Genomic DNA, 26,342 nt, shown 5'->3' with positions numbered 1-26,342 from the left:
GACCACGACCACGAGTGAGGCAACGACCACGACTGAGGCCACTGCCGCGACCGCGGGCCGTGACGGGGCCCGGTCGTGCCCACCGTCGCCGGCCGCGCGCTACTGCGCGAAGCCGGCCACGATCCTCGCCTGCCCGCGGTGCTCCTCGACCAGCGCGAGGAAGCGCCCGTCGGGTCCGAAGACCGCGTTCGGGCCGGTGGGCAGCGCGGGCGCTTTGATGCGGACGCCGTTGCCGAGCAGCCGGGCCTGGTCGTCGTCCACGTCCCAGCGGGGGAAGGCCGCGGCGGCCGCCTCCTCGATGGGCAGCACCTCGAAGGACTCGGCGAGTTCGTCCAGGGTGCGGGCGCGGTCGAGGCCGTAGGGGCCCACCCGGGTGCGGCGCAGCGCGGTGAGGTGGCCGCCGACGCCGAGCCCGGCGCCCAGGTCGCGGGCGAGCGCGCGGATGTAGGTGCCGGAGGAGCAGACCACGGTGACGTCGAGGTCGAGTACGTCGTCGTGCCGGCGCATGTCGCCCACGGTGAAGGAGTGGACCGTCACCGGCCGCGCGGCGAGCTCGAAGTCCTCGCCCTCCCGTACCCGGGTGTAGGAGCGCACTCCGCCGACCTTGATGGCGCTGACCTTCGACGGCACCTGCTGGATGGGCCCGGTGAGGGCCGCGATGCCCGCGCCGACGGCCTCCGCCGTCACCCCGGTCGCCGGCACGCTCGCCGTGAGCTCGCCCTCGGCGTCGTCGGTGACCGTGGTCTGGCCGAGCCGGATGGTGGCGGCGTACTCCTTCTCGGTGAGCGCGAGGTGGCCGAGCAGCCGGGTGGCCTTCTCCACGCCGACGACCAGGACCCCGGTCGCCATCGGGTCGAGGGTGCCGGCGTGCCCGACCCGCCGGGTTCCGGCCAGCCGGCGCACCCGGGAGACCACCCCGTGCGAGGTGAGCCCCCCGGGCTTGTCCACGATGATCAGCCCCGAGGGGCCTTCTGTGCGGTTCTTGCGCGAGGTCATGCGGGTGCGGAACCGCCCTCGGCCGGGCCGGTCGCCGCGTCTCCGGGCCGGTCCCCGTCCGCGTCCCCGTCCCCGTTCGCGTCCCCGTCGTCCACCTCGTCCACCTCGTCCGCGCCGGCCGGCTTGCGGTACGGGTCGGCGTCGCCCGCGTACCGCGCGTCGGTGGCCGTCTTGCGGACCTCCTCGTCGGCCGCGCGGGCCTTGGCGAGCAGGTCGTCGATGGTGCGGGCGTTATCCGGGAGGGCGTCGGCGACGAAGGCGAGGGTCGGGGTGAAGCGCACCCCGGTCTGGCGGCCGACCTCGGAGCGAAGGACGCCCTTGGCGCTCTCCAGCGCGGCGGCGGACGCGGCGCGCTCCTCGTCGTCGCCGTAGACCGTGTAGAAGACGGTCGCCTCCCGCAGGTCGCCGGTGACCCGGGTGTCGGTGATCGTCACGTAGCCCAGCCGCGGGTCCTTGATCCGCCGCTGCAGGGTCTCCGCGACCACGACCCGGATGCGGTCCGCCAGCTTGCGCGCCCGCGCGGTGTCGGTCATCGTCTTCTTCTCTCTCTCCGGCTTCTCCGGTTCGGCGGTGCGCGGCGACGGCCGGACGTCCGCGGTTCAGTCGTCGTCACCGTGGATGCGCTGCCGTGCCGACAGCAGCTCCACCTCGGGCCGGGCGACCATCCAGCGCTCGCACCGGTCGAGCACGTCCTTCAGGTGCCCCAGGTCCCCGGAGACCACCGCGATGGCGATTTCGGCTCTGCGATAGAGGTTCTGGTCCCCGGTCTCGGCCGCGCTCACCGCGAACTTGCGGTGCAGCTCGGCGACGATGGGGCGGACCACCGACCTCTTCTCCTTCAGCGACCGTACGTCCCCCAGGAGCAGGTCAAAACACAGCGTGCCTGCGTACATGGGTACGACGGTACAGGCGGCGGCCGGGGCCGATCGACGGATTTTCACTCCGTCCACCGGCCCCGGACCGCCTGCCGGCGGTGTCAGCCGCGCGGCTTCTCCCGCATCTCGTAGGTGGCGATGACGTCGTCGACCTTGATGTCGTTGTAGTTGCCGAGGTTGATACCGCCCTCGTAACCCTCACGGATCTCGGTGACGTCGTCCTTGAAGCGGCGCAGGCCCTCGATGGTGAGGTTCTCCGCGACGACCTTGCCGTCGCGCAGCAGCCGGGCCTTGGTGTTGCGCCGGACCTCGCCGGAGCGGACCAGCACACCGGCGATGTTGCCGAGCTTGGAGGAGCGGAAGACCTCGCGGATCTCCGCGGTGCCCAGCTCCACCTCCTCGAACTCCGGCTTCAGCATGCCCTTCAGCGCCGCTTCGATCTCCTCGATGGCCTGGTAGATCACCGAGTAGTAGCGGACGTCCACACCCTCGCGCTCGGCCATCTGCGTGGCACGCCCGGCGGCGCGCACGTTGAAGCCGATCACGATGGCGTCGGAACCGGTCGCCAGGTCGATGTCCGACTCGGTGACCGCACCCACGCCGCGGTGCAGCACGCGGATGTCGACCTCCTCGCCGACGTCGAGCTGCAGCAGCGACGACTCCAGGGCCTCGACGGAACCGGACGCGTCGCCCTTGATGATGAGGTTGAGTTCCTGCACCTCACCGGCCTTGAGCGCCTCGTCCAGGTTCTCCAGCGAGAACCTGCGGCCCTTGCGGGCGAACGCCGCGTTCCGCTCGCGGGCGGCACGCTTCTCGGCGATCTGCCGGGCCGTGCGGTCCTCGTCGACGACGATGAAGCTGTCGCCGGCGCCCGGCACGTTGGTCAGGCCGAGCACCTGGACCGGCATGGACGGGCCGGCCTCGTCGACCGTGTTGCCCGCGTCGTCGAGCATGGCGCGCACGCGCCCGTAGGCGTCGCCGACGACCATGGTCTCGCCGACCCGCAGGGTGCCGCGCTGCACCAGGACGGTCGCGGTGGCGCCGCGGCCCTTGTCCAGGTGCGCCTCGATCGCGATGCCCTGGGCGCTCTGCTCCGGGTTGGCCCGCAGGTCCAGGGAGGCGTCGGCGGTCAGGACGACCGCCTCCAGCAGCGAGTCGATGTGCAGACCCTGCTTGGCGGAGATGTCGACGAACATGGTGTCGCCGCCGTACTCCTCGGCCACCAGCCCGTACTCGGTGAGCTGGCCGCGCACCTTGGTCGGGTCGGCGCCCTCGACGTCGATCTTGTTGACCGCGACGACGATCGGCACGTCGGCCGCCTTGGCGTGGTTGAGCGCCTCGACGGTCTGCGGCATCACGCCGTCGTTGGCCGCGACGACCAGGATCGCGATGTCGGTCGACTTGGCACCGCGGGCACGCATGGCGGTGAAGGCCTCGTGACCCGGGGTGTCGATGAAGGTGATCTTGCGCTCTTCGTCGTTGACCGCGGTCGTGACCTGGTACGCGCCGATGTGCTGCGTGATGCCGCCGGCCTCGCCCGCGACCACGTTGGTCTTGCGGATCGCGTCGAGCAGGCGGGTCTTGCCGTGGTCGACGTGGCCCATGACGGTGACCACCGGCGGCCGGGAGACCAGGGCCTCCTCGCCGCCCTCGTCCTCGCCGAACTCGATGTCGAAGGACTCGAGCAGCTCGCGGTCCTCCTCCTCCGGGCTGACGATCTCCAGCACGTAGTTCATCTCGTCGGCGAGCAGCTCCAGGGTGGAGTCGGACACCGACTGGGTGGCGGTGACCATCTCCCCGAGGTTGAGCATCACCTGGACGAGCGACGCCGGGTTGGCGTTGATCTTCTCGGCGAAGTCGGTGAGCGAGGCACCGCGCGACAGGCGCACGGTCTGGCCGTTGCCGCGGGGCAGCAGCACGCCGCCCACGGACGGGGCCTGCATGGCCTCGTACTCCTGGCGCCGCTGCCGCTTGCTCTTGCGGCCGCGCGCCGGACGGCCACCGGGGCCGCGGCCGAACGCGCCCTGCGTGCCGCCGCGGCCGCCCGGGCCGCCGGGACGCCCGCCGAAGCCGCCGGGACGCGGGCCGAAGCCGCCGCCACCGCCGCCGGGGGCGCCGCCACCGGGACGCGGACCGCCGAAGCCACCGCCGCCGCCCGGACGGCCACCGCCGCCGGGACCCGCGGGACGGCCGGCGAAGCCGCCGCCGGGACGCGGACCGCCACCGGTACGGCCGCCGGGGCCGGGCCGGCCGGGACCGCCGCTGCGGCCGCCGGGGCCTCCCGTACCGGGGCCGCCGGAGGGACGCTGGGGCATCATGCCCGGGTTCGGGCGCGGGCCCGCGGACTGCGGGCGCGGCATGCCGCCCGGGGTCGGGCGCGGCCCGCCGGGACCGGCCTGCCCGCCGGGCGCGCCCGGACGGGGAGCGCCGCCGGGACGCGGGGCGCCGCCGGGTGCCGCGGGGCGCGGCGCACCGCCCTGGCCGCCGCCGGGACGCGGCGCGCCACCGGGGCGCGGCATGCCGGTGGAGCCGGACGTGAACGGGTTGTTGCCGGGACGCGGGCCGGCCGGACGCGGACCGGGACGGCCGCCGCCCTGGCCGGGGGCCGGACGTCCGGACGGACGCGGACTGCCCTCGCCGCGCTGCTGGCCCTGACCGGAACCGCCCGGACGGGGGGCCGGCCGGGGGCCGGGCGTGGCGGCCGGGCGCTGCGCCTGCGGAGCGGCGGGGGCCGCCGGGGACGGCGGCGCCTGGAACTCCGCGGCGGGCACGGGGGCCGCCGGGGCGGGCCGCGGCGCGCTCGGCCGGGGGCCGGGGCGCGGGCCGGGGCCGGGGGCACCGCCGGACGGGGTGCCGGATGCGGCCGGAGCCGCGGGCGTCACCGGGCCGCCCGGCTTGGGCGCCGGGGCAGCGGGACGGGCCGGCGCACCCGGGGTGGGGGCCGGCTTGGCGGGCGCCGCCTTGCGGGGCGCCGACGGCTTGGCAGCGGACTTGCCGGCGGCGCCGCCGCCGGATCCCTGGAAAGCGTCAGTCAGTTTGCGGACAACCGGCGCCTCGATGGTCGAGGACGCCGAACGGACGAATTCGCCGAGTTCCTGGAGCTTGGCCATGACGACCTTGCTCTCGACTCCCATCTCCTTGGCGAGTTCGTATACCCGGACCTTAGCCACTTCGCTCCTTCTGGTCCGGGGTGATCGTCCGCCGGACCGTCGCTACTTCATGGGCGTACTCATCGCGTACTCATCGAGTGCTCATCGCAATCTCGACCTACTTCCGACTCGCGAGGTACCTGACCGCACGGCGTGGGCCGTGCCGTACTTCTTCCTTACTTCTTACGGGGCTGCCCGCTCGACGTACCGGCGCAGTTCCGCGGTGTCGGGCGTCACCTGGCGTCTGAACGCCCGGTGGAACGCCCGGCGGCGGACCGCCAGGTCGAGACAGGCAAGGGCGGGGTGCAGATACGCACCCCGACCGGGCAGCGTACCGCGATGATCGGGAACAGGTGCGTCCCCGGCCACCGCCACACGCAGCAGGTCGGTCTTGGCCGCTCGCTGCCGGCAGCCGATGCAGGTTCGCTCCGGGCATGCTGGGCTCAGCGTCCGACCAGACACTCTCAAGTCTACCTCCCCGCACCGGCCCCACTCCTTCGAGTAAGCCGACGCACGGTTGTTCGGCCTCGGGTTGGCTTGGATTCGGTGCTCGTTCGGCCGGTGTTGGGCCGGGGTCAGCCGTGTGCCACCTGCTGCTGCTCGGTGTCCGGCCGGATGTCGATCCGCCAGCCGGTCAGCCGGGCGGCGAGCCGGGCGTTCTGGCCCTCCTTGCCGATGGCGAGCGAGAGCTGGTAGTCCGGCACGGTGACCCGGGCCGACCTGCCACCCTGGTCGACGACCTCGACCTTGGACACCCGGGCCGGGGACAGTGCGTTGGCCACCATCTCCGCGGGGTCGTCCGACCAGTCCACGATGTCGATCTTCTCCCCGTGCAATTCGGCCATCACCGCGCGCACCCGGGCCCCCATGGGTCCGATGCAGGCGCCCTTGGCGTTCAGCCCTGACCGGGTGGAGCGCACCGCGATCTTGGTGCGGTGGCCCGCCTCCCGGGCGATGGCCTCGATCACCACGGAACCGTCGGCGATCTCGGGCACCTCCAGCGCGAAGAGCTTCTTCACGAGGTTGGGGTGGGTACGCGACAACGTCACCGACGGCCCGCGCATTCCCTTGGCGACCCGTACGACGTAGCTGCGCAGCCGGGTGCCGTGGGCGTAGTCCTCGCCGGGGACCTGCTCCTGCACCGGCAGGATCGCCTCCAGCTTGCCGATGTCGACCAGCACGTTCTTGGGGTCCTTGCCCTGCTGGACGACGCCGGTGACGATGTCGCCCTCCCGGCCGGCGTACTCGCCGAAGGTCACGTCGTCCTCGGCGTCGCGCAGCCGCTGGAGGATGACCTGCTTGGCGGTGGACGCGGCGATCCGCCCGAAGCCGCTGGGGGTGTCGTCGAACTCCCGCGGCTCGGCGCCCTCGCCTGCCTCGTCCGGCTCCTCGGTGGCCCATACGGTGACGTGCCCGGTGGTGCGGTCCAGCTCCACGCGCGCCCTGCGGTGGCTGCCGGGCTCGCGGTGGTACGCGATGAGGAGCGCAGACTCGATGGCCTCGACCAGCAGGTCGAACGAGATCTGCCTTTCCTGCACCAAACCCCGCAGGGCCTTCATGTCGATGTCCACGGCTACGCCTCCTCGGTGCTCTCGTCGACGGCGCCGCCGCCGGTCTCCGGCTCGCCCTGCTTCCTGCTGAACTCGATCTCCACCCTGGCCCGCTCGATCGCCTCGAACTGCGCCCGGTCCGGCTTGGGCCTGCGGCCCTTCACGCCGGGGACCTCCAGGTCCAGCCCGGTGTCGTCCACCGCAATGATCCGCGCGATCAGCTCGCCGCGCTCCTTGAGCCGGAACTTGACCAGCCGGCCGGTGTTGCGCCGGAAATGGCGGGGTTCGGTGAGCGGACGGTCGGTGCCGGGCGAGCTGACCTCCAACTGGTACTGGGCCTCGCCCATCACGTCGGAGGCGTCCAGCGCCTGCGAGAGCTCCCGGCTGACCTCGGCCATGGCGTCGAGGTCCACGCCCTCGTCGCTGTCCACCACCACGAGGAGCTGCCGCCTGCTCCCGGCGGCCGACACCTTGACCTCTTCCAGTTCCAGGCCCGCCTTGACGACGAGCGGCTCTAGCAACGCGCGCAGCCTCTCGCTCTGGGTCGTGCTCATCCGGGTGACTCCTCGGCCGCGTCTGCTGTTGTCATGGAAGGTCGCGTGTCAGCCAAACTTTACCCGGGCGGACCGCCCGCCGACCAATTCGCTCCGGGCAGGTGCGCGGGACGGTGCCGCGCGGGGCGCGCCGCGCGCCCCCTACACTCCCTCCATGATCCCGCAGACCGCTCCGCTGAGCAGGCGCCGTGTCCTGGCCGTAACGGCCGCGAGCGCGGTGGCCGCGGGCGCCGTGACCGGTTGCTCCCCGAGCGGCGGCGAAGGCCGTGCCTCGGCGCGGTCACTGCCCGAGCCCGGCGCGGCCGAGCGGACCCGGGCCCTGCGGGACAGCACGGCGCTGCTCGCCGCGTACGACGCCGCGGTCGCCGCCCGGCCCTCCCTGGCGGCGCGCCTGGGGCCGCTGCGCGCGGAGGTGGCCCGCCACGTGACGGCCTTCGGCGGCGCCCCGGCCGCGCCTCCGGCCGCGACCGCGAAGCCGCCGTCGAAGGGCGCCGCGGCGCCGTCCGCGAAGCCCCCGGCGAAGGGCGCCGCGGCCACCGCGGGCGGCCGGTCCGCGCCGACCCCGGCCGACCTGGCCGCCATGGAGCGCGCGCTCGCGGACCGCAGGACCGCCGCGCTGCTGGACGTGCCGGGGGACCTGGCCCGCCTGCTGGCGTCCGTGGCGGCCGCCGGGGCGGCCCACGCCGTACTGCTGGCCGCCGGGCACAAGTGAGCGAGTGGAACGGGACGGGACGGGCACGACGGGTGGAGCGGGTGGAACGGGTGAGCGCATGATCGCGGTCGTCGACGCGGCCCAGGCGGCACTGGCCGCCGAGCACGCCGCGGTGTACGGGTACGGGGTGGTGGGCGGCCACGTCGCGGCGGCCCGGCGGGCGCTGGCCCACGAGGGGTACGAGGCGCACAAGGCGCGGCGCGCGGTGATGGCCCGGACGGTCACCGAGCTGGGCGGTGTGCCGGTGGCCGCCGCGCCCGGCTACGCGCTGCCGTTCGCCGTGCCCGACCCGGCCGCCGCGGTGCGGCTGGCCGCCTTCCTGGAGGAGCGGGTCGCGGGCGCGTACGGGGACCTGGTGGGCGCCGCGATAGGCGGCATACGGCAGGACGCGGCCGCGGCGCTGCGGGACGCGGCGGTGCGGGCCGTGCGCTGGACCGGCGGCGGCGTAGCCTTCCCTGGGCTGGCGGAATTCGGCTGACCGGCACCGGCGCGACACCGGTCCGGCGCACGGCCCGCGCAAGGACGACGGAGGGAACGCGACACATGGGTTCAGCGGCGGACGACGGCCGGCCCGCACGCGTACGCCTCGATCCGCCCGAGCGGCTGGTCCGTACGATCGCCGCGTGGGAGGGCGAGGCGGGCCGGGCGTGGCTGGAGACGCTGCCGGACCGGGTCGCCGGGTACCTGGAGCGGTGGGAGCTGACGCCGGAGCGGGTGTTCGCCGCCGGCGGCCAGATCAGCATGATCGTGCTGGTCCGCACGGCGCGGGGCGAGCCGGCCGTGCTCAAGGTGGGCATGGTCAACCGGGAGACCGAGCACGAGTACGCGGCGCTGGCGCACTGGGGCGGGCGCGGCGCGGTGCGCCTGCTCGCGGCCGACCCCGCGCAGGGCGTGCTGCTGCTGGAACGGCTCCAGGCGGACGTCAGCCTGCGCTCGCTGGCCGAGCCCAAGGCGATGCTGGAGGCCACCGCGCTGCTCCGGCGGCTGTGGGTGCCGCCCGCCGAGGACCACCCGTTCACCTCCGTCGCCGACTACACCGGGGCCCTGGCGGGGTTGCTGCGCGAGCGCCGGGAGCAGCCCTGGGCGGCCGACGCGCGGCCGCTGATCGACGAGGCGCTGTCGGCGTGGGCGGACCTGATGGCAGAGCCGCCGGAGACGGTCCTGCTGCACGGCGACTTCCACCACGGCAACGTGCTGGCCGGCGAGCGCACGCCGTGGCTGGCCATCGACCCCAAGCCGAAGGTCGGCGAGCGCGCCTACGACCTGGCCTGGCTGGCCCGCGACCGCCTGTCCACCCTCGCCGCGCGGCCAGGTTCCCGCGCCGCCGCGCGCCGCCGCGTCACCGAACTCGCCTCGGCGCTGGACGTGTCGCCCGACCGCCTGCGCGCCTGGTCGCTGTTCCGCGCGGTCGAGGCGGGCGTCTGGTACCTGTCGGTCGGCGGCGGCGAGGGCGGCGAACTGCTGCTGGAGTTCGCGAGCTGGCTGTGAGCCGCCCGCTCAGCCGACGGCCCGTACTCCCGCGGTGACCAGGACGGCCACGGCCACGATCACCAGGAACGGCGCCCGCAGCAGCAGGGCGGCGGCCGCCGCGGCCAGTCCCGCGGCCCTCGCGTCCACCGTCAGGCGGTGCCCCTCGGCGGAGAAGGTCTGCAGGGCGGTCAGCGCGGCGAGCAGGGCGACCGGGACGAGCGCGGCCAGCCGTGTGACGAGGGGCCTGTCCAGCAGGGCGGCGGGAACGGACAGCCCGAGCAGTTTGACGCCGTAGCAGCCGAGCGCGGTCGCGCCGATCGCGGTCCAGGTGGTGGCGGTGCTCATGCGTCGTCCTCCGGGTTCTCCTGTGTGCGCGAAGGCGCGTGAGGTGCGGTCGTGCGGCGGGTCGCGGTCCTGCGGCCGGTCGCGGCAAGGGCGGCGGGCGCGGCAAGGGCGGCGACCAGGACGGGGACACCGGCGGGCAGCAGTGGCACGGCGGTGAGGGCGAGTACGACGGCCAGTGCGGCGACCGCGCGCTCGGTCGGGCCGGTCAGCCTGGGGGCGATCAGCGCGAGGAAGACGGCGGGGCCCGCCGCGTCCAGGCCCCAGCGGGACGGGTCGCCCAGTGCGGCGGCGCCCGCGGCGCCGCACAGCGTCGTCAGGTTCCACAGGGCGTACAGGCTCGCCCCGGTCACCGTGAAACCCAGCCGGGCGCCGGCGCGGTCGGGCTGGGCCAGGGCGACCGCGGAGGTCTCGTCGATCACCCACTGGGCGGCCAGTGGCCGCAGCGCGCGGGGCAGTTCCAGCAGGCGCGACAGCCGCAGGCCGTAGAAGGCGTTCCTGGTGCCGAGGAAGAGCGCCCCGGCCGCCGCGGCCAACGGTCCGCCGCCCGCCCCGAGGGCGCTGACCAGGGCGAACTGCGAGGCGCCGGTGAACACCAGCAGCGACAGCGCGCAGCTCTGCCACAGGCTCAGGCCCGCGCCCGCCGAGGTGACCCCGAAAGCGAAACCGGACAGTCCGACGGCGACTCCGACCCCGAGGGCGTCGCGTACGACCGCCCTGCGGCGATCCGGCCCTTCCTCCTCGTCCGCCCGGCGCCCGGACATCGGTGTGACAGTCATACGGGCGACGCTAAGGCGCCCCGGGCGCCGGGTCTTGCACGTTCTTGCGGCCGCGTTGGTAGGCGCCGGGCGGCACGCCGGTGATGCGGGTGAAGTGCCGGGTGAGGTGGGACTGGTCGCTGAAGCCGAGCGCGGCGGCGGTGGCGGCCGGGGTCGTGCCGGCGGCGAGGAGGCGGCGGGCGCGGCGGACGCGCTCGTTGGTGAGCCAGGCGTGCGGGGGCAGGCCGTAGGCGGCCTTGAAGGCGCGCAGCAGGGCGAAGGGGCCGGTGCCGGTCGCGGCGGCCAGCGCGTCCAGCCCCGGCGGGTCGGCCAGGCGGGCGGCGAGCAGGTCGCGGGCCAGGGCCGCGGCGGTGCGGCCGGCCGCGGCGACGGGGCGGGCGGCGGCGGCCGCGGTGCCGTGGCGGGCGAGCAGCCGGGCCACGGCCAGCCGCAGGCAGGTCTCGGCGGCCAGGGCGTCGTCGCGCTCCGCCGCGCGGTGAACGCCGGTGATCAGCCGCGCGGCTCCGGGGTCGTCGACGACCGTGGCGCCGAAGGCCGCAGTGCCGCGCAGGGCGGAGGTCTCCGCGGCCACGGAGGCGACCACGCCGGGATCGGGATAGAGCACGCGGTAGGCCCAGCCGTGGGCGGCGCCCGCGTACGCGGTGTGCGGGGTTTCGGGGTTGAGGAGCACCACCGATCCGGCGCCGGCCCGCTCGGCGCCGCCGGGCAGTCCGATGCCCTCGACCCCTTCGGTGACCGCGCAGATCACGTAGCCCTCGTGCGTGTGCCGGGAGAAGGTGTGGCGTATGTAGCGGGCCCGCAGCAGGTCCACCCCGGGCAGTCCGGGGTGCTCCCAGTACCTGGCCTCCTCCTTCCCGGCCGCCCCGGCCTCCCCGAGCGTGCCGGGGCGCCGCGTCACGCCGTCGCCGCCCGTACAGCGACCATGGCGGCGAGGCGGTCCGCCGCCTCGTCCGCCGGCAGCTCCTCGCGCCGGCCCGTCCGGCGGTCGCGTACCTCGACGACGCCTTCGTCCGCACGCCGGCCCGCGACGGCGATCACGGGCACGCCGATGAGCTCGGCGTCGGTGAACTTCACGCCCGGCGAGACCCCGTCCCGGTCGTCGAGCAGGACCCGCAGCCCGGCGGCGTCCAGGCGGCCGGCGAGCGCGGCGGCAAGCTCCGTCCGGGTCCCCTTGCCCGCGGCGACCACGTGGACGTCGGCGGGCGCGACCTCGGGCGGCCAGCACAGCCCGTGCTCGTCGGCGGTCTGCTCGGCGATGGCGGCGACCGCGCGGGAGACGCCGATCCCGTAGGAGCCCATGGTGACGCGGACCGGTTTGCCGTCGGGACCGAGGACGTCGACCTGGAAGGCGTCGGTGTACTTGCGGCCGAGCTGGAAGATGTGGCCGATCTCGATGGCCCGGCCGAGGGTGAGCCCGGCGCCGCAGCGGGGGCAGGGGTCGCCGTCCCGCACGGCCGCCACGTCGAGGTAGCGGTCGACGGTGAAGTCGCGGCCGCAGACGACGTGGGCGGCGTGCCGGCCGGGCTTGTTGGCGCCGGTGATCCACGCCGTCCCGGGCGCGACGCGGGGGTCGGCGAGGTAGCGCACGGCCAGGCCCTGCGGGCCGACGTACCCCCGGACGAGGTCGGGGCGGCCGGTGAAGTCCTCGGCGGTGACCAGTTCCACGGCGGCGGGCGCGAGGTGCTCGGCGAGCTTGCCGAGGTCGACCTCGCGGTCGCCGGGCACGCCGACCGCGGTGATCTCGCCGTCGACCTTGACCAGCAGGTTCTTCAGCGTGGCCGAGGCGGGCACGCCCAGGAAGGCGGCGAGTGCGCCGATGGTGGGCGTGTCCGGGGTGTCCAGCTCCTCCAGCGGCGGGTGGTCCGCCGCGTCCGCGGGCGGCGCGGTGAAGGCGACCGCCTCCGTGTTGGCCGCGTAGTCGCAGGCCGGGCAGTGCGCGAAGGTGTCCTCGCCGGCCGCGGCGGGCGCCAGGAACTCCTCGGACGCCGAGCCGCCCATCGCCCCGGACACCGCCGACACGATCCGGAAGTCCAGGCCGAGCCGCCGGAAGATCCGCGCGTACGCCTCCCGGTGCAGCCGGTAGGCCTGCGCGAGTCCCGCCTCGCCGGTGTCGAAGGAGTAGGCGTCCTTCATCTGGAACTCGCGCCCGCGCAGCACCCCCGAGCGGGGCCTGGCCTCGTCGCGGTACTTGGTCTGGATCTGGTAGAGGATCACCGGCAGGTCCTTGTACGAGGCGACCTGGTCCTTCACGAGCCGCGTGAAGACCTCCTCGTGGGTGGGGCCGAGGACGTACGCGGTGCCCTTGCGGTCGGTGAGGCGGAACAGCAGGTCGCCGTACTCGGCGGCGCGGCCGGTCGCCTCGTACGCCTCGCGGGGCAGCAGCGCGGGCAGCAGGACCTCCTGCCCGCCGATGGCGTCCATCTCCTCGCGCACGATCCGGGTGACGTTGTCCAGGACCCGCTTGCCCAGCGGCAGCCAGCTCCACATCCCGGCCGACGAGCGGCGTACGTACCCGGCCCGCGCGAGCAGCCTGTGGCTCGTCGTCTCCGCGTCGGCCGGGTCGTCGCGCAGCGTCTTGACCAGCAGCCGGGACATGCGCAGAACCATGGCGGGCCTCCTGTGGCCGAGGGGGTCCGGCGAGGATAGCGGGCACCGCGGCGGCGGCGGGAACGGTTTACGCGCCCGGTTCGCCGGCCTGCGCGGGCAGTTTCCGGCGCAGCGGCAGCCAGGCGCCCATGACCGCGTACGGACGGGTGGCGCTGGGGAAGTGCACCGGGCGGGCCAGGTCCTGGTAGCCGAGGTGGCGGTAGAGGTGGCGGGCCGGGCTGTCCCCGTCGATCGCCGACAGGATGGAGCGGGGCTGGTCGGCGGTGTCGGTGATCCGCGTGATCAGTCGGCGGCCGATGCCCTGGTTCTGGAACGCGGGCAGTACGTGCAGCTCGGTGATGACGAAGGAGTCGTCCAGCCAGAAGTCGTTGCCCCGGTCGCGCAGGTACGGCTGCACGACGCTCGACCACCAGTGCGAGCGGTCGTTGGGCTGGCCGTAGACGAAGCCGACCATGCGCCCGTCGTCGGTGTACGCGGCGAAGGCCCTGGCACCCGGCGAGGCGAGGTGCCGCAGCACGATCTGCCGCCGGATCGCGACCTCGTCGGGACCGAGCCCGAAGGCGACCGCCTGCACGCCCAGCGCCTCGTCGACGTGAGCGGCGAGATCGCACGGGGCGACCTGCACGTTTCCCATGCCCGTCGACCCTACCCGCTGCTCAGAACAACACGCTCATGAATGCGCCGACCTCGGTGAAGCCCACCCTCCGGTACGCCGCCCTGGCGGCGGTGTTGAAGTCGTTGACGTAGAGGCTGACGACCGGCGCGACGTCGCGCAGCGCGTAGTGCAGGACGGCGGCCATGCCGGTCTCGGACAGGCCGCGGCCGCGGTACGCGGGCGCGACCCACACGCCCTGGATCTGGCAGGTGTGCCGGGTGACCGCGCCGATCTCGGCCTTGAAGACCACCTCGCCGTCCTCGATACGGGCGAACGCCCGGCCGGTGGAGACGAGTTCGGCCACCCGGGCCTGGTAGAGCAGTCCGCCGTCGCCGGCCAGCGGCGAGACGCCGACCTCCTCGGTGAACATCGCCACGCAGGCGGGCATGATCACGTCCATCTCGTCCCGGCGGACCCGGCGCACCAGCGGGTCGGGCGTGACGTCCGCGGGCAGCGACCTGGTGGTCATCAGCGGCTGGTGGGTACGGATCTCCCGGGCCGGGCCCCAGTGCGGCTCCAGTTGGGCCCACAGGTCCGCGGTGGGCCCGGCGGGGCCGACGATGGACGAGCAGCGGCGGCCCGCCCTGCGGGCGCGCTCGGCGAAGGCGCGGACGGCCTCGGGCGTGGCGCAGATGGGGACGAGGTTGGCGCCGGCGTAGCACAGCGAGGTGAGTCTGCCGCCGGTGTACCAGCCCCACATCTCGCCGCCGAGCCGCCACGGGTCCAGGCCGGCGACGTTGACCCGTGAGGTCACGAAGGCGTTCGCCACCGGGTCGCGGTCGAGGACCGCGAGGGCCGCGTCGAGATCACCGGGGTCGAGGACTCGGGCAGTCGGGTGGGTCAACAAGAAGGCGCCTCACCGAACGGGCCGCGGGCGACGGCGAAGGATGGTTTCCGCACTTTACCTCGCAGGGGCGGAGCGGATGGGCGGCGGGTTCGCCGCAAGCGCCCCCGCCCTGCGGGCGTGCCCCCCGATCCCCCGGGCACGCCCGGAGTACCCAAGGCCGCGCACGCCACGCCGGGCGCACCCGGAGTACCCAGGGCCGCGCGTGCCGCGCGGGGCACTGCCCGGCCACCCCGCACCGGGCCGCACGTCGCCACCGCCCCAAAGGGGCAACCGCTGGCGCACCCGGACCACCGGCCGGTGGTCGGTTGCCCGCGCTGGGGGCGCCCCCAGGCGTTGGCCCTGGGGGACCCCGCGCCCCTACCGGGCGCACCCCACGCCTGCGCATACCCTGCCGGGCAAGCCCGGAATACCCAGAGGCGCGGGGTCCGCCGGAGCTTCGCCTGGGGGCACCCCCCTGCGCTGCGCCCCGCAGGGGGGATCAGGCGATCGTGACCTCGGGTTCGCCGGAGGCGACACCCGCCTTCTCCATCTGCTCGGCCAGCTTCATCGCCTCGTCGATGAGGGTCTCCACGATCTTGGACTCGGGCACCGTCTTGATGACCTCGCCCTTGACGAAGATCTGGCCCTTGCCGTTGCCGGAGGCGACACCGAGGTCGGCCTCGCGGGCCTCGCCCGGGCCGTTGACGACGCAGCCCATGACGGCGACCCGCAGCGGCACCTCCATGCCCTCCAGGCCGGCCGTCACCTGGTCGGCGAGCTTGTAGACGTCGACCTGGGCGCGGCCGCAGGACGGGCAGGAGACGATCTCCAGCCGGCGCTGGCGCAGGCCCAGCGACTCCAGGATCTGGATGCCGACCTTGACCTCCTCGGCCGGGGGCGCGGACAGCGAGACGCGGATGGTGTCGCCGATGCCCTCGGAGAGCAGCGCGCCGAAGGCGACCGCGGACTTGATGGTGCCCTGGAACGCGGGCCCGGCCTCGGTGACGCCGAGGTGCAGCGGGTAGTCGCACTTCTGTGCCAGCAGCCGGTAGGCGTTGACCATGACGACCGGGTCGTTGTGCTTGACGGAGATCTTGATGTCGTGGAAGCCGTGCTCCTCGAACAGCGACGCCTCCCACAGCGCGGACTCCACCAGCGCCTCGGGGGTGGCCTTGCCGTACTTCTCCAGCAGCCGCCTGTCCAGCGAGCCCGCGTTGACACCGATCCGGATCGGCACGCCGGCCGCCGAGGCGGCCTTGGCGATCTCCTTGACCTTGTCGTCGAACTGCTTGATGTTGCCGGGGTTGACGCGGACCGCGGCGCAGCCGGCGTCGATGGCGGCGAAGACGTACTTCGGCTGGAAATGAATGTCCGCGATGACCGGGATCTGCGACTTCCTGGCGATCGTGGCGAGGGCGTCCGCGTCGTCCTGGGTGGGGCAGGCGACCCGGACGATCTGGCAGCCGGAGGCGGTGAGCTCGGCGATCTGCTGGAGGGTCGCGCCCACGTCGGAGGTGCGGGTGGTGGTCATGGACTGGACGGACACGGGTGCGTCGCCGCCCACTGCGACCGTTCCGACCTGGATCTGACGGCTTTTGCGCCGTTCGGCGAGCTTGATCGGAACATCCGGCATACCGAGCGAAATCGCGGTCATCTGCGTGGCATCCCCATGGTGTGGATCTAGGTCCCGGCGTGGGCGGGCTCCGGCATCGAGACTACGGCAACCCGCCCACGACACTCACCCGGCTCGGGGCATCACGAACTCAGTTTGACCGGGTTCACCACATCGGCGATCAGTACCAGCAGGGTGAAGGACAGGAATATCCCGGCCACGACATACGCGATCGGCATGAGAGTGGCCACGTCGAACGGCCCGGGGTCGGGCCGGCGGAAGACGCGGGCGGTGTTGCGGCGCAGCGACTCCCACAGCGCGCCGGCGATGTGGCCGCCGTCCAGCGGCAGCAGCGGCAGCATGTTGAACAGGAACAGCGACAGGTTGAACCCGGCGACCAGGGTGACCATGAACATCACGCGGTCGATGGCCGGCGCCTTCAGGGCGAACACGTCGCCCCCTATGCGGGCCGCGCCCACCACGCCCACCGGCGAGTCCTGCTTGCGCTGGCCGCCGTTGAAGGCCGCGTTCCACAGGTCGGGGATCCGCTTGGGCAGGCTGACGAGGGAGTCCACGCCCTGCCTTGCCATGTCCCCCATGTGCTGGAAGGAGTCGGCGAAGCCGAGCGGCTGGATGTGGCTCGCGGGGCTGAACCCGAGGAAGCCGGCCTTCACCGTGCCGTCGACGTAGTTGCCGTCGCTGTCGGTTTTGGCGACGGTGTTGGTGGTGATGACCGGGTGCAGGGTGACCCGCTGCCCCTTACGCAGGACGACGACGGTCTCCTGCCGGCCGGGGTTTTCCCTGATGTCCTTGGACAGTTGCGCCCAGTCCTTGACCGGCCGCCCGTCGAACTCCACGAACTTGTCCCCGGCCTTGAGGCCGGCGGCCTTGGCGGGCGCGACCGGGTCGCTGGGCCGGCAGGGGTTGTCCGGGTTCCGCTTGGAGGTGTCGGCCTGGGAGATGACGCAGTCGCTGACCTGACTGACCACGGTGGTGCGCATGGAGATCCCGAAGCCCATGAAGACCCCGAGGAACAGCGCGCCGGCCAGGATCAGGTTCATGAACGGCCCGGCGAACATGACGATGACCCGCTTCCACGGTTTGCGGGTGTAGAACATCCGCGTCTCGTCGCCGGGGAGCAGCTCCTCGTACGCCTGCGAGCGCGCGTCCTCGATCATGCCGCGCCACGGGGAGGTGGAGCGGGCGGTGATCCGGCCGTCCTGGCCGGGCGGGAACATGCCGATCATGCGGATGTAGCCGCCGAGCGGGATGGCCTTGATGCCGTACTCGGTCTCGCCCTTGTGCCGGGACCAGATGGTGGGGCCGAAGCCGACCATGTACTGGGGCACGCGGATCTTGAAGAGTTTGGCCGTGGAGAGGTGTCCCAGCTCGTGCCAGGCGATGGAGATCATCAGGCCGACGGCGAAGACGACTATGCCGAGGACCGTCATGAGGGCCGTCATACGCCTGCTGCCTCCGATGCCTGTGCCAGTTCGCGGGCCCGGGCACGGGCCCAGGTCTCCGCTTCGAGGACGTCCTCGACGGTCGGGGAGGTTCCCGGCGCCGCGGTGCCGTGCTCCCCGACCACGCGGGCGACGGTGTCCATGATGCCGGTGAACGACAGGCGTCCGGCACGGAAGGCCTCGACGCACTCCTCGTTGGCCGCGTTGAACACCGCGGGCGCCGTGCCGCCGAGGGCGCCCACGTGGCGGGCCAGCGCGACCGACGGGAAGGAGCGCTCGTCCAGCGGGAAGAACTCCCAGGTGGACGCCTTGGACCAGTCGAACGCGGGGGCGGCGTCCGGCACCCGGTCCGGCCAGCCGAGGCCCAGCGCGATCGGCATCCGCATGTCGGGCGGGCTCGCCTGGGCGAGGGTGGAGCCGTCGACGAATTCCACCATCGAGTGAACGTAGGACTGCGGGTGGACGACCACCTCGATGCGGTCGAACGGGATGTCGTACAGCAGGTGGGCCTCGATGACCTCCAGGCCCTTGTTCACGAGGTTCGCCGAGTTGATGGTGATCACCGGGCCCATGTCCCAGGTGGGGTGCGCCATGGCCTGCTCGGGGGTGACGTCCGCCATCTCCTCCAGGGTGCGGCCGCGGAACGGCCCGCCGGACGCGGTGACGATCAGTTTGCGCACCTCGCGGTGGGCGCCGCCGCGCAGCGCCTGGAACAGCGCGGAGTGCTCGGAGTCGACGGGCACGACCTGGCCGGGTTTGGCCACGGCCTTGACCAGGGGGCCGCCGGCGATCAGCGACTCCTTGTTGGCCAGTACGAGCACCCGGCCCGCCTCCAGCGCGGCCAGCGTGGGGCGCAGCCCGATCGATCCGGTGATGCCGTTGAGCACCGAGTGGCACGGCAGGGCCGCGGCCTCGGTGGCGGCCCGCGGACCGGCGATGATCTCCGGCAGCGGCGCGGCCGTCCCGTACCGCGCGGACAGCGCCTCGCGCAGGGCGGGCACGGCGGACTCGTCGGCGACCGCGACCGTGTGCACCGCGAGCCGGTGCGCCTGCTCGGCCAGCAGTTCCACCCGGCCGCCCGCCGCCGACAGCGCGACCACCCGGAAGCGGCCGGGGTTGCGCAGGACGACGTCGATCGCCTGGGTGCCGATCGATCCCGTGGAGCCGAGGATCACGATGTCCCGGGGGCCGCCTCCTCGCGGCTCGCCGGAGCTCCCCGGACCGGTGTACGGGCTGTAGTGCGGGTCTGCGAGTGCGTCCGTCATGGGGTCATTGTGTCCTGCCCGTGGCGGCGCCGGTCCAGTGGGCGGGCACGGCCCGGCGGCCCGCGGGAGCGGCCGGAGCCGTTCCCGCGGGCCCCCCGTACGGCCTCAGTGGACGGGCCGGTGGACGTTGGCGGCCGCGGACGGGCCGGGCGTGGTGTCGGCGATCCAGGGGCCCTCCCGGCTGGCGTCCACGATGCCCGCCTCCAGCCAGGTGAGGCCGCCGCGCATGACCGCCTTGGTCAGGGCGCGGTCGGGGCCGTCGGTGTTGGTCCACAGCCGGGCGAAGAGCTCGTCGGTACGGACCCGGGCCTGGCGGCAGAAGGTGTCGGCCAGGACCCGGGCGTCCGGGCCGTGGTCGGTGGTCGCGGCCAGGTGCTGGGCGCGTACGCAGGCCGCGCTCATCGCGAACAGCTCGGCCCCGATGTCCACGATCCGGGCCAGGAAGTTCTGCTTGAGCTCCATCCGGCCCTGCCACCGGGACATGGCGTAGAAGGTGGAGCGGGCCAGCTTGCGGGCGCTGCGCTCCACGTACCGCAGGTGCGTGGCCAGGTCGCCGAACTCGGTGTACGAGGTGGGCAGCTGGCCCGGCCCGGCGACGAGCCCCGGCAGCCAGCGGGCGTAGAAGCCGCCGGCCTTGGCGCCCGCCCTGGCCTTGTCGCCGAGCGAGGAGTCGGGGTCGATGAGGTCGCCGGCCACGGACAGGTGCGCGTCCACCGCCTCGCGGGCGATCAGCAGGTGCATGATCTCGGTGGAGCCCTCGAAGATCCGGTTGATCCGCAGGTCGCGCAGCAGTTGCTCGGCCGGGACCGCGCGCTCGCCGCGGGCGGCGAGCGACTCGGCGGTCTCGAAGCCGCGTCCGCCGCGGATCTGGACGAGCTCGTCGGCCATCGTCCAGGCGGCCTCCGAGCCGTACAGCTTGGCGAGCGCGGCCTCGATGCGGATGTCGTTGCGGTCCTCGTCGGCCATCTGGGAGGCCAGGTCGACCATCGCCTCCAGGGCGAACGTGGTCGCCGCGATGTAGGCGATCTTGGCGCCGACGGCCTCGTGCTCGGCGATCGCCTTGCCCCACTGCTCGCGGGCCGCGGACCACTCGCGGGCGATCTTCAGGCACCACTTGCCGGCCCCGACGCAGCCCGCGGGCAGCGACAGGCGGCCGGTGTTGAGCGTGGTCAGGGCGATCTTCAGGCCGGCGCCCTCGGGGCCGATCCGGTTGGCCGCGGGGACCCGGACCTGGTGGAAGCGGGTGACGCCGTTCTCCAGGCCGCGCAGGCCCATGAAGGCGTTGCGGTTCTCGACGGTGATGCCCTCGCTGTCCGCCTCGACGACGAAGGCGGTGATGCCGCCCTTGTGCCCCTCGGACCTGGGCACCCGGGCCATGACCACGAGCAGGTCGGCGACGACGCCGTTGGTGGTCCACAGCTTCACGCCGTCCAGCACGTAGTCGTCGCCGTCCGGGACCGCGGTGGTGGCGAGCCTGGCCGGGTCGGAGCCGACGTCCGGCTCGGTGAGCAGGAAGGCGCTGATGTCGGTACGGGCGCAGCGCGGCAGGAACCGCTCCTTCTGCTCCTTGGTGCCGAACAGTTTCAGCGGCTGCGGTACGCCGATCGACTGATGGGCCGACAGCAGGGCGCCGATGGCGGGGCTCGCGGTGCCCGCCAGCGCCAGGGCCTTGTTGTAGTACACCTGGGTGAGGCCGAGGCCGCCGTACGCCTCGTCGATCTTCATCCCGAACGCGCCCAGTTCCTTCAGGCCGAGGATGGTCTCGTCGGGGATACGGGCGTCCCGCTCGATCCGCGCCGCGTCCACCTTCGTCTCGCAGAACTCGCGCAGCCGGGCGAGGAAGGCCTCGCCCTTGGCCACGGCGTCCGGCGCGGGCAGCGGGTGCGGGTGGATCAGGTCGAGGCGGAAGCGGCCGAGGAACAGCTCTTTGGCGAAGCTGGGCTTGCGCCAGTCCTGCTCCCTGGCGGCCTCGGCCACCTGACGGGCTTCGCGCTCGGACACCTTGCGTGCGACGGGGGGTGCGGACACGGTTGCGTCACCTCCGGGTAGCCGGTTACCGACCGGTGCTACTAGTCCGTACTACCCGAATTCCGGCGACCCCACCATTCGTTGCGGGCAGGCTCGCGCCCTCCCCCGCGGCCCCGGGCGCTCATGGCGGGCCCGGGGGCGCGCACCGCGGCCTTCGCGGGGGCGCGAGCCGCCTACAGATCCGAAGAGGTTCACAGGTCCAAAGAGGTGAGGACGAGGACGCGTTCGTAGGTGTAGTCGGTCATCGCGGAGCGGACCCCCTCGCGGCCGGTGCCGGAGTCCTTGACCCCGCCGTAGGGCATCTGGTCGGCGCGGTAGGAGGGGACGTCGCCGATGACGACGCCGCCGACCTCCAGGGCGCGGTGGGCGCGGAAGGCGAGCTGGAGGTCGTGGGTGAAGACGCCGGCCTGGAGACCGAAGCGGGAGTCGTTGACGGCCGCGAAGGCCTCGTCGGGGCCGTTCACCCGGTGGAGTGACAGTACGGGGCCGAAGGCCTCGGCGGTGGCGAGGACGGCGTCGGCCGGGAGGTCGGCGAGCACGGTGGGGGCGTAGTTCGCGCCCTGCCGGGTCCCGCCGGTGAGGACCTTGGCGCCCTTGGCGACCGCGTCGTCCACCCAGGCCGCGACCCGTTCGGCGGCGGCCTCGCTGACCAGGGGGCCGACGTCGGTGGCCGGGTCGCCGGGGTCGCCGGTGACCTGTTCGCGTACCTTGGCCACCACCCGCTCCGCCAGGGCGTCGTAGACGGAGGCGTCCGCGATGACCCGCTGCACGGAGATGCAGGACTGGCCGGCCTGGTAGTTGGCGAAGGTGGCGATGCGGCTCGCCGCCCAGTCCAGGTCCGCGTCGCCGGCCCAGTCGGCGAGGACGACGGCGGCCGCGTTGCCGCCGAGCTCCAGGGTCACGTGCTTGCGCGGCACCGAGTCGGCGATCGCGTACCCGACCGTGTCGGAGCCGGTGAAGGAGATCACCGGCAGCCGCGGGTCCCGCACGAGGGCGGGCATCCGGTCGTTGGGCACCGGCAGCACGCTCCAGGCGCCGGCGGGCAGGTCGGTCTCGGCGAGCAGGGACCCGAGCAGCAGGGCCGACAGCGGGGTCGCGGGCGCCGGCTTGAGGACGATCGGGGCGCCGACCGCGAGGGCCGGGGCGACCTTGTGGGCCACCAGGTTGAGCGGGAAGTTGAAGGGGGCGATGCCCAGGACGGGGCCGCGGGTGAAGCGGCGGGTCAGCGCGAGCCGGCCCGTGCCGCCCGGGTCGGTGTCCAGCCGCTGCGCCTCGCCGCCGTTGAACCGCCGGGCCTCCTCGGCTGCCCAGCGGAACACCGACACCGCGCGGGCGACCTCGCCGCGGGCCCACTTGACCGGCTTGCCGTTCTCCGCGGTGATCAGCCGGGCGATCTCCTCGGCGCGCTCGGCCAGCCGCCGGGAGACGTGGTCGAGGGCGGCCGCCCGTACATGCGCCGGGGTCCGGCCGAACTCGTCACGCGCGGCGTGCGCCGCCGCCACCGCCTCCTCGACCTGCGTGTCGGTCGGCACGCTCACCGTGCCGACGAGCGCGCCGTCCCAGGGGCTGGTGACCTCGGCGCTCTCCTCGCCGGTGGCCGCGCGACCCGCCAGCCAGAACGCCTGCGGGTGCGCCGCGCTTGCCGTTGTCATCCTCGGTCCGCCCTCTCTCGTCACGTCTCGTCCCGTCCCGCGTCCCGTCCGGCGTCACGTCCCGCGACACGTCCCGGTACGCCGTTCGGCTCGTTCACGGTAGGTGCGGCCATCCGGGTGAGGCGTTGTCCACGGCGTAGTACGGTGCCGCGACGGCACTACGGTTTGGCCAGCACACCGGGTTCGGCCCCGGACGGGCCCCCGGCCGCGGCTATCCTGCTGGCCGGGGGAGGAGAACGCCTTGGCAGAAACGGTGAGGATCGATCTCGGCGACGGCTCGACCGTCCAGGCGGAGATCGTCGGTGAGGTGCCCTTCGCGCACGAGGCCGAGACCGGCGGTTACGGGGACGTGGGGGTGCGCGGCAGGGCCGCGGAACTGGGCTCGGCGGTGGCCCTCACCCTCGACCAGGTGCGCGAGACCGTGCGCGGTGTGGGCCGGTGGGCCGAGCGGACGGTCACCGAGGGCGGCGCGGCAGGCGCCCCGGACGCCTTCGAGGTCGAGTTCGGCCTGAAACTCGCGGTGAAGTCGGGCCAGTTGCTCGGCATCATCGCGGAAGCGGGAGCCGAGGCGGGCCTGACGGTCCGGCTGTCGTGGGACCTGGCGGCCCGCCGGGCGGCGGCGGCCACGGCGCCTTTCGCGCCCGCGCCGCCGGGCGGCTCCGGGCCGGGAACCGGTGCCGATGCCGATGCCGATGCTGGTTCCGGCTCCGGCTCCGGCTCCGGCTCCGGCTCCGGCTCCGGTGGCACGGATACGGACGCCCAGGCCGCGCCCGGCGCGGGACCCGCCGCGTGACGCCCGACGCCGACCCGGGGCGCGCCGCCGCCGTCGCCCTGCACCGCGGCGCCGACTTCCTGGGCAGCGGCTTCTTCGCCGCGCCGGGGCTCGTCGTGACGGCCGCGCACGTGGTCGCCGGGGTGGCGGGGGCCGTACGGGTGGCGTGGGAGGGCGGGTCGTACGAGGTCGCGGCCGGCGGGATCGAGGCGCACCCTCCCCTGGCCGGCCACGCGCGCTTCCACCCGTACCCGGACCTGGCGCTGCTGCGCGGTCCGGTGCCCGCAGGGCACGCCGTGGCGGTGACCGCCGCCGCGGACCCGCCACCCGGCACAGAGGTGACGGCCGTGGGCTACTCGCTGCACACGCCGACGCCGGGCGTGCAGCCCGACACGCTGTCCTTACGGGTCGGCGCCCGCTCGGCGGGCTACCTGCGGGTGCTCGGCGACGGCGTACGCGACGGCTTCAGCGGCAGCATGCTGGTGGACGGCGACGGCCTTGTCGCGGGCGTCCTCAAGGGCAGCCGGTCGTACGCGGACGCGCAGGGCGGCTGGTTCACACCCGTCACCGCGCTGCGCGCGCTGCTCGGCGTCCCGGCGGATCCGCTCCCCGCGACCGCGGCCCCGCCCTCCGACGCCGAATTCGTCGACGCCCTGATGGCCTTCCCGGCGCTCACCCGCCCCGAGGCCCGCTACGACCTGGCCGACCGCATGGGCGACCACCTCGGCCTGCCGTACTCCTTCGAGGTCGGCGACCGCCCGTCCCGCCGCGAGCACCTCTTCCAACTGGTCGCCGCCTGCCGCCGCTTCAGGGACGAACGGGCCGCGTTCACCGCGCTGTTCACCGCGATGGAGGAAGTCGTGCCGTACGACCGGGCGCTGGAGGGCCTGCGGGAGCTGGTCGTGCGGGCGACCGGTGAACCGGCGGCCCGGGGAGGCGCGTAGGACGGGGATGGGCATGGCGGACAAGAGCTGGGCGAAGCGGATGCTGGCCAAGGCCGCGAAGGCGGCCGCGCGGGACGCCGCCGAGGGCGGCGACGAGCGGGCGCGGAACGACGCGCGCGCCGGGCTCGGCGGGCCGGACGGGGCCGACGGTGTCGCCGTGCCCGACGGGGCCGCCGTACCCGTGCCGGCAGCGGGTGCCCCGGGCACGACGGCACCGGCTCACACGGCCGGCGGCCAGGACGCGGTCCGCGGCCAGGACGCGGCCGTACCGGACCCTGCCGCGCCGACCGCGGTGCCACCCGCACCCTGGCCGCCGACCGCCGACCCGACGCCCGGGCCGCCGACCACCGACCCGCCGCCAATGCCGCCGGCCACCGATCCGCCGCCATTGCCGCCGACCACCGCCGATCCGGTGTGGCCGCCGGCCGCCGCTTCTCCGTGGCCGCCGGGGGCCGCCGGGCTGCTGGCCGATCTGCTCGGCCGCTTCCCGGCGCTCGCCCGCCCCGCGGCCAGGACCGACCTCCTGGAGCGGATGGACGCGGCCGCGGCCCCGTACCCGGAGCCGGGCGGGGCCGCGCGGTTCCCCCTGGACGTGCCGTACCACGACAGGGCCAGGGACCACCTGGCCGCGATCGTGCGGGCGGTCGAGACGCGGCCGGATCCCGTGGCGGCGCTCGACGCCCTGGCGAAGGCGCTGCGCGAGGCGTACCCCGACGACCGGGCGCTCGCTTGGGTGGAGTTGACGGTGTGCGCGCTGAACGGGGTGTCGCCGCTGCCGTCCGGGGAGGCGGTGGAGCTGGTGCGGGCGCTGTACGGGGTGCCGGAGCTGCCCGGGCCCGAGCGGCTGGTCCACCACGTCCCGGCGGGCGTCCGCGGCACGGGTGGCCTGACCGGCCGCGAGACGCTGCCGCAGATCCTGCTGCGGCTGTCGGACCGGCGCCGCGCCCCGGGTCGCGGGCCGCGGCCCGAGGACGGCGAGCCGCTGCTGCGCTTCCTGCACGCGGTGGCGCACGACAGGACGCTGCCCGGCGACAGGCGGCGGCTGGATCCGCTGCGCGACCTGCTGACGGCACTCGGCCCGCCTCCGCGCCGGGCCGCGGTCGGCGGCCGGCTCATCGTGCAGATCCGGGTGGAACCGGTGGATGCGCCGCACGTCGCCGACGAGCAGTACCAGATGTGGGCCGCGTACTACCGCCTGCCCGCCGAGGACGGGCCGCTGGAGCACGTCAGGTCGCTGGAGCCGACCGCCCCGTTCCCCCGCAGCGCGCTGGCCGACGTGGGCAGCGCGCGGATGACCGGCTGGCGGGAGCTGGCCCGCGAGGTGCGGGCGGCCGAGGGAAAGGTGCGGGTGGAGTTCCTGCTGCCGGCGACACTGCTGGGCCACCGCGCGGAACTGTGGTCGGCCGGGCCGTCCCAGACCCCGCTGGGCCGCCACCACCCGGTCGTCGTGCGCTCCCTCGAACGCTACAGCGACCACTGGCTGGACCAGGGCCCGTGGCGGCGCCGTTGGGACCACCTGTGCCAGGACCCGCCGGAGTACGGCGACGGGAACGGCGAGGACGGCCTGGCGGGCCGGGACGGCGAGGCGCGGGAGGCGGGCGCGGGAGGCGCGGGAAGTACCGGCGGTACCGGCGGCGACCCGCTGGACCGCATCGCCTGGCCGCCGCTGGACGAGGGGCCGGTGCCCGCGCTGATCCGGTGGCTGGCCCAGCGGCCCGAGCTGGCCTGCCTCGGCCTGAGCGAGCCGTACGACCGGCTCACCGCGCGCAACAAGGCGGCCGTGAGCGACGCGCTGTTCATGGAGGGCGTCCCGGCGATGGTCTGGCGCCGCGACCGCGGCGACCCGGCGGAACTGCTCGACGCCTTGCGTGACCACTCCCCCAAGCGGCTGCGCGACCTGCCGGAGACCGTTCACCACTGCCGCAGGCAGGGCAGGACGGCCGGGGAGGCGGACGTGCGCAACAACATCACGCTGCTGTGGGACGACCCCTACTGCGTGGACGCCGACCAGGACATGCCGTTCGCGGGGATGGCGTGAGGACGGCGCGGGGTCCCGGAGACGGGGCGGCCGGTACGGGGCAGACACGGCGA

General features: G+C 74.3%; 24 protein-coding genes. 6 read left to right on the top strand and 18 right to left on the bottom strand.

The window, feature by feature from the left end; translation table 11 throughout:
• Positions 1–99 precede the first annotated feature (99 nt).
• From truB to rimP, 7 genes are all read right to left on the bottom strand, one after another.
• Complete coding sequence (truB, locus tag K7G61_RS11050; protein WP_225846540.1) at positions 100–996, bottom strand: tRNA pseudouridine(55) synthase TruB; 897 nt, start codon at positions 994–996, stop codon at positions 100–102.
• On the bottom strand, positions 993–1,529 hold the full coding sequence (gene rbfA / locus K7G61_RS11045; RefSeq protein WP_225846539.1) for a 30S ribosome-binding factor RbfA: 537 nt from the start codon (positions 1,527–1,529) through the stop codon (positions 993–995). The genes truB and rbfA overlap by 4 nt, the downstream gene beginning before the upstream one ends.
• Positions 1,530–1,595: 66 nt before the next feature.
• A complete protein-coding gene (locus tag K7G61_RS11040) occupies positions 1,596–1,889 on the bottom strand; it encodes a DUF503 domain-containing protein (RefSeq protein ID WP_225846538.1) in 294 nt (97 codons plus the stop codon).
• Positions 1,890–1,972: 83 nt separating this feature from the next.
• Positions 1,973–5,041 (bottom strand): translation initiation factor IF-2, encoded by a 3,069-nt coding sequence (infB, locus tag K7G61_RS11035; RefSeq protein ID WP_225846537.1) that lies wholly within the window; start codon positions 5,039–5,041, stop codon positions 1,973–1,975.
• 162 nt (positions 5,042–5,203) lie between these two features.
• Positions 5,204–5,482, bottom strand: coding sequence for a YlxR family protein (locus tag K7G61_RS11030; RefSeq protein WP_225846585.1), 279 nt, complete (start codon positions 5,480–5,482; stop codon positions 5,204–5,206).
• Positions 5,483–5,595: 113 nt separating this feature from the next.
• Positions 5,596–6,591, bottom strand: a complete 996-nt coding sequence (gene nusA / locus K7G61_RS11025) for a transcription termination factor NusA (protein WP_225846536.1) — start codon at positions 6,589–6,591, stop codon at positions 5,596–5,598.
• Between the two features lie 2 nt (positions 6,592–6,593).
• A complete protein-coding gene (gene rimP / locus K7G61_RS11020; protein WP_225846535.1) occupies positions 6,594–7,124 on the bottom strand; it encodes a ribosome maturation factor RimP in 531 nt (176 codons plus the stop codon).
• Positions 7,125–7,278: 154 nt separating this feature from the next.
• On the opposite strand from rimP, the gene K7G61_RS11015 reads away from it, so the two are divergent.
• The 3 genes from K7G61_RS11015 to K7G61_RS11005 all read left to right on the top strand — a co-directional run bounded on the left by K7G61_RS11015 (position 7,279) and on the right by K7G61_RS11005 (position 9,324).
• Positions 7,279–7,836 (top strand): hypothetical protein, encoded by a 558-nt coding sequence (locus K7G61_RS11015; RefSeq protein ID WP_225846534.1) that lies wholly within the window; start codon positions 7,279–7,281, stop codon positions 7,834–7,836.
• A 58-nt stretch (positions 7,837–7,894) separates the two neighbouring features.
• The gene (locus K7G61_RS11010; protein ID WP_225846533.1) at positions 7,895–8,314 is read left to right on the top strand and encodes a ferritin-like domain-containing protein; all 420 of its coding nucleotides are present in this window, start codon (positions 7,895–7,897) and stop codon (positions 8,312–8,314) included.
• A 65-nt stretch (positions 8,315–8,379) separates the two neighbouring features.
• Positions 8,380–9,324: an aminoglycoside phosphotransferase family protein gene (locus K7G61_RS11005; RefSeq protein ID WP_225846532.1), complete on the top strand. Its 945-nt coding sequence runs from the start codon at positions 8,380–8,382 to the stop codon at positions 9,322–9,324.
• Positions 9,325–9,333: 9 nt separating this feature from the next.
• Here K7G61_RS11005 and K7G61_RS11000 read toward each other — a convergent pair whose 3' ends face one another.
• The 11 genes from K7G61_RS11000 to K7G61_RS10950 all read right to left on the bottom strand — a co-directional run bounded on the left by K7G61_RS11000 (position 9,334) and on the right by K7G61_RS10950 (position 22,535).
• The gene (locus K7G61_RS11000; protein WP_225846531.1) at positions 9,334–9,651 is read right to left on the bottom strand and encodes an AzlD domain-containing protein; all 318 of its coding nucleotides are present in this window, start codon (positions 9,649–9,651) and stop codon (positions 9,334–9,336) included.
• A complete protein-coding gene (locus K7G61_RS10995; RefSeq protein ID WP_225846584.1) occupies positions 9,648–10,412 on the bottom strand; it encodes an AzlC family ABC transporter permease in 765 nt (254 codons plus the stop codon). The genes K7G61_RS11000 and K7G61_RS10995 overlap by 4 nt, the downstream gene beginning before the upstream one ends.
• A 25-nt stretch (positions 10,413–10,437) precedes the next feature.
• Positions 10,438–11,325, bottom strand: coding sequence for an AraC family transcriptional regulator (locus K7G61_RS10990; protein ID WP_225846530.1), 888 nt, complete (start codon positions 11,323–11,325; stop codon positions 10,438–10,440).
• Positions 11,322–13,034 (bottom strand): proline--tRNA ligase, encoded by a 1,713-nt coding sequence (locus tag K7G61_RS10985; RefSeq protein ID WP_225846529.1) that lies wholly within the window; start codon positions 13,032–13,034, stop codon positions 11,322–11,324. Before K7G61_RS10985 ends, K7G61_RS10990 begins: the two co-directional genes overlap by 4 nt.
• 67 nt (positions 13,035–13,101) lie before the next feature.
• Complete coding sequence (locus K7G61_RS10980; RefSeq protein ID WP_225846528.1) at positions 13,102–13,668, bottom strand: GNAT family N-acetyltransferase; 567 nt, start codon at positions 13,666–13,668, stop codon at positions 13,102–13,104.
• A gap of 22 nt (positions 13,669–13,690) precedes the next feature.
• Complete coding sequence (locus tag K7G61_RS10975) at positions 13,691–14,536, bottom strand: GNAT family N-acetyltransferase (RefSeq protein ID WP_225846527.1); 846 nt, start codon at positions 14,534–14,536, stop codon at positions 13,691–13,693.
• Positions 14,537–15,014: 478 nt separating this feature from the next.
• On the bottom strand, positions 15,015–16,169 hold the full coding sequence (gene ispG / locus K7G61_RS10970; RefSeq protein ID WP_225846526.1) for a flavodoxin-dependent (E)-4-hydroxy-3-methylbut-2-enyl-diphosphate synthase: 1,155 nt from the start codon (positions 16,167–16,169) through the stop codon (positions 15,015–15,017).
• A gap of 101 nt (positions 16,170–16,270) precedes the next feature.
• The gene (locus K7G61_RS10965; RefSeq protein ID WP_225846525.1) at positions 16,271–17,590 is read right to left on the bottom strand and encodes an RIP metalloprotease; all 1,320 of its coding nucleotides are present in this window, start codon (positions 17,588–17,590) and stop codon (positions 16,271–16,273) included.
• Positions 17,587–18,855 carry a 1-deoxy-D-xylulose-5-phosphate reductoisomerase gene (dxr, locus tag K7G61_RS10960; protein ID WP_225846524.1) on the bottom strand — a complete coding sequence of 423 codons (1,269 nt, stop codon included), beginning with the start codon at positions 18,853–18,855 and terminating at the stop codon, positions 17,587–17,589. The genes K7G61_RS10965 and dxr overlap by 4 nt, the downstream gene beginning before the upstream one ends.
• Before the next feature lie 105 nt (positions 18,856–18,960).
• A complete protein-coding gene (locus K7G61_RS10955) occupies positions 18,961–20,883 on the bottom strand; it encodes an acyl-CoA dehydrogenase family protein (protein ID WP_225846523.1) in 1,923 nt (640 codons plus the stop codon).
• Between the two features lie 191 nt (positions 20,884–21,074).
• Positions 21,075–22,535 (bottom strand): aldehyde dehydrogenase family protein, encoded by a 1,461-nt coding sequence (locus K7G61_RS10950; protein WP_225846522.1) that lies wholly within the window; start codon positions 22,533–22,535, stop codon positions 21,075–21,077.
• Between the two features lie 241 nt (positions 22,536–22,776).
• On the opposite strand from K7G61_RS10950, the gene K7G61_RS10945 reads away from it, so the two are divergent.
• Genes K7G61_RS10945 through K7G61_RS10935 form a run of 3 tightly spaced genes read left to right on the top strand, consistent with a single transcriptional unit; the run spans position 22,777 to position 26,289 of the window.
• Positions 22,777–23,328 (top strand): CU044_2847 family protein, encoded by a 552-nt coding sequence (locus K7G61_RS10945; RefSeq protein WP_225846521.1) that lies wholly within the window; start codon positions 22,777–22,779, stop codon positions 23,326–23,328.
• Positions 23,325–24,251 (top strand): trypsin-like peptidase domain-containing protein, encoded by a 927-nt coding sequence (locus tag K7G61_RS10940; protein ID WP_225846520.1) that lies wholly within the window; start codon positions 23,325–23,327, stop codon positions 24,249–24,251. Before K7G61_RS10945 ends, K7G61_RS10940 begins: the two co-directional genes overlap by 4 nt.
• A gap of 13 nt (positions 24,252–24,264) precedes the next feature.
• The gene (locus tag K7G61_RS10935; protein WP_225846519.1) at positions 24,265–26,289 is read left to right on the top strand and encodes a hypothetical protein; all 2,025 of its coding nucleotides are present in this window, start codon (positions 24,265–24,267) and stop codon (positions 26,287–26,289) included.
• Positions 26,290–26,342 lie beyond the last annotated feature (53 nt).

Source organism: Streptomyces sp. HPF1205 (assembly GCF_020400825.1).
In the GTDB taxonomy this organism is placed as follows: Bacteria; Actinomycetota; Actinomycetes; order Streptomycetales; family Streptomycetaceae; genus Actinacidiphila.
This window is presented reverse-complemented; position numbering and strand designations above follow the sequence as displayed.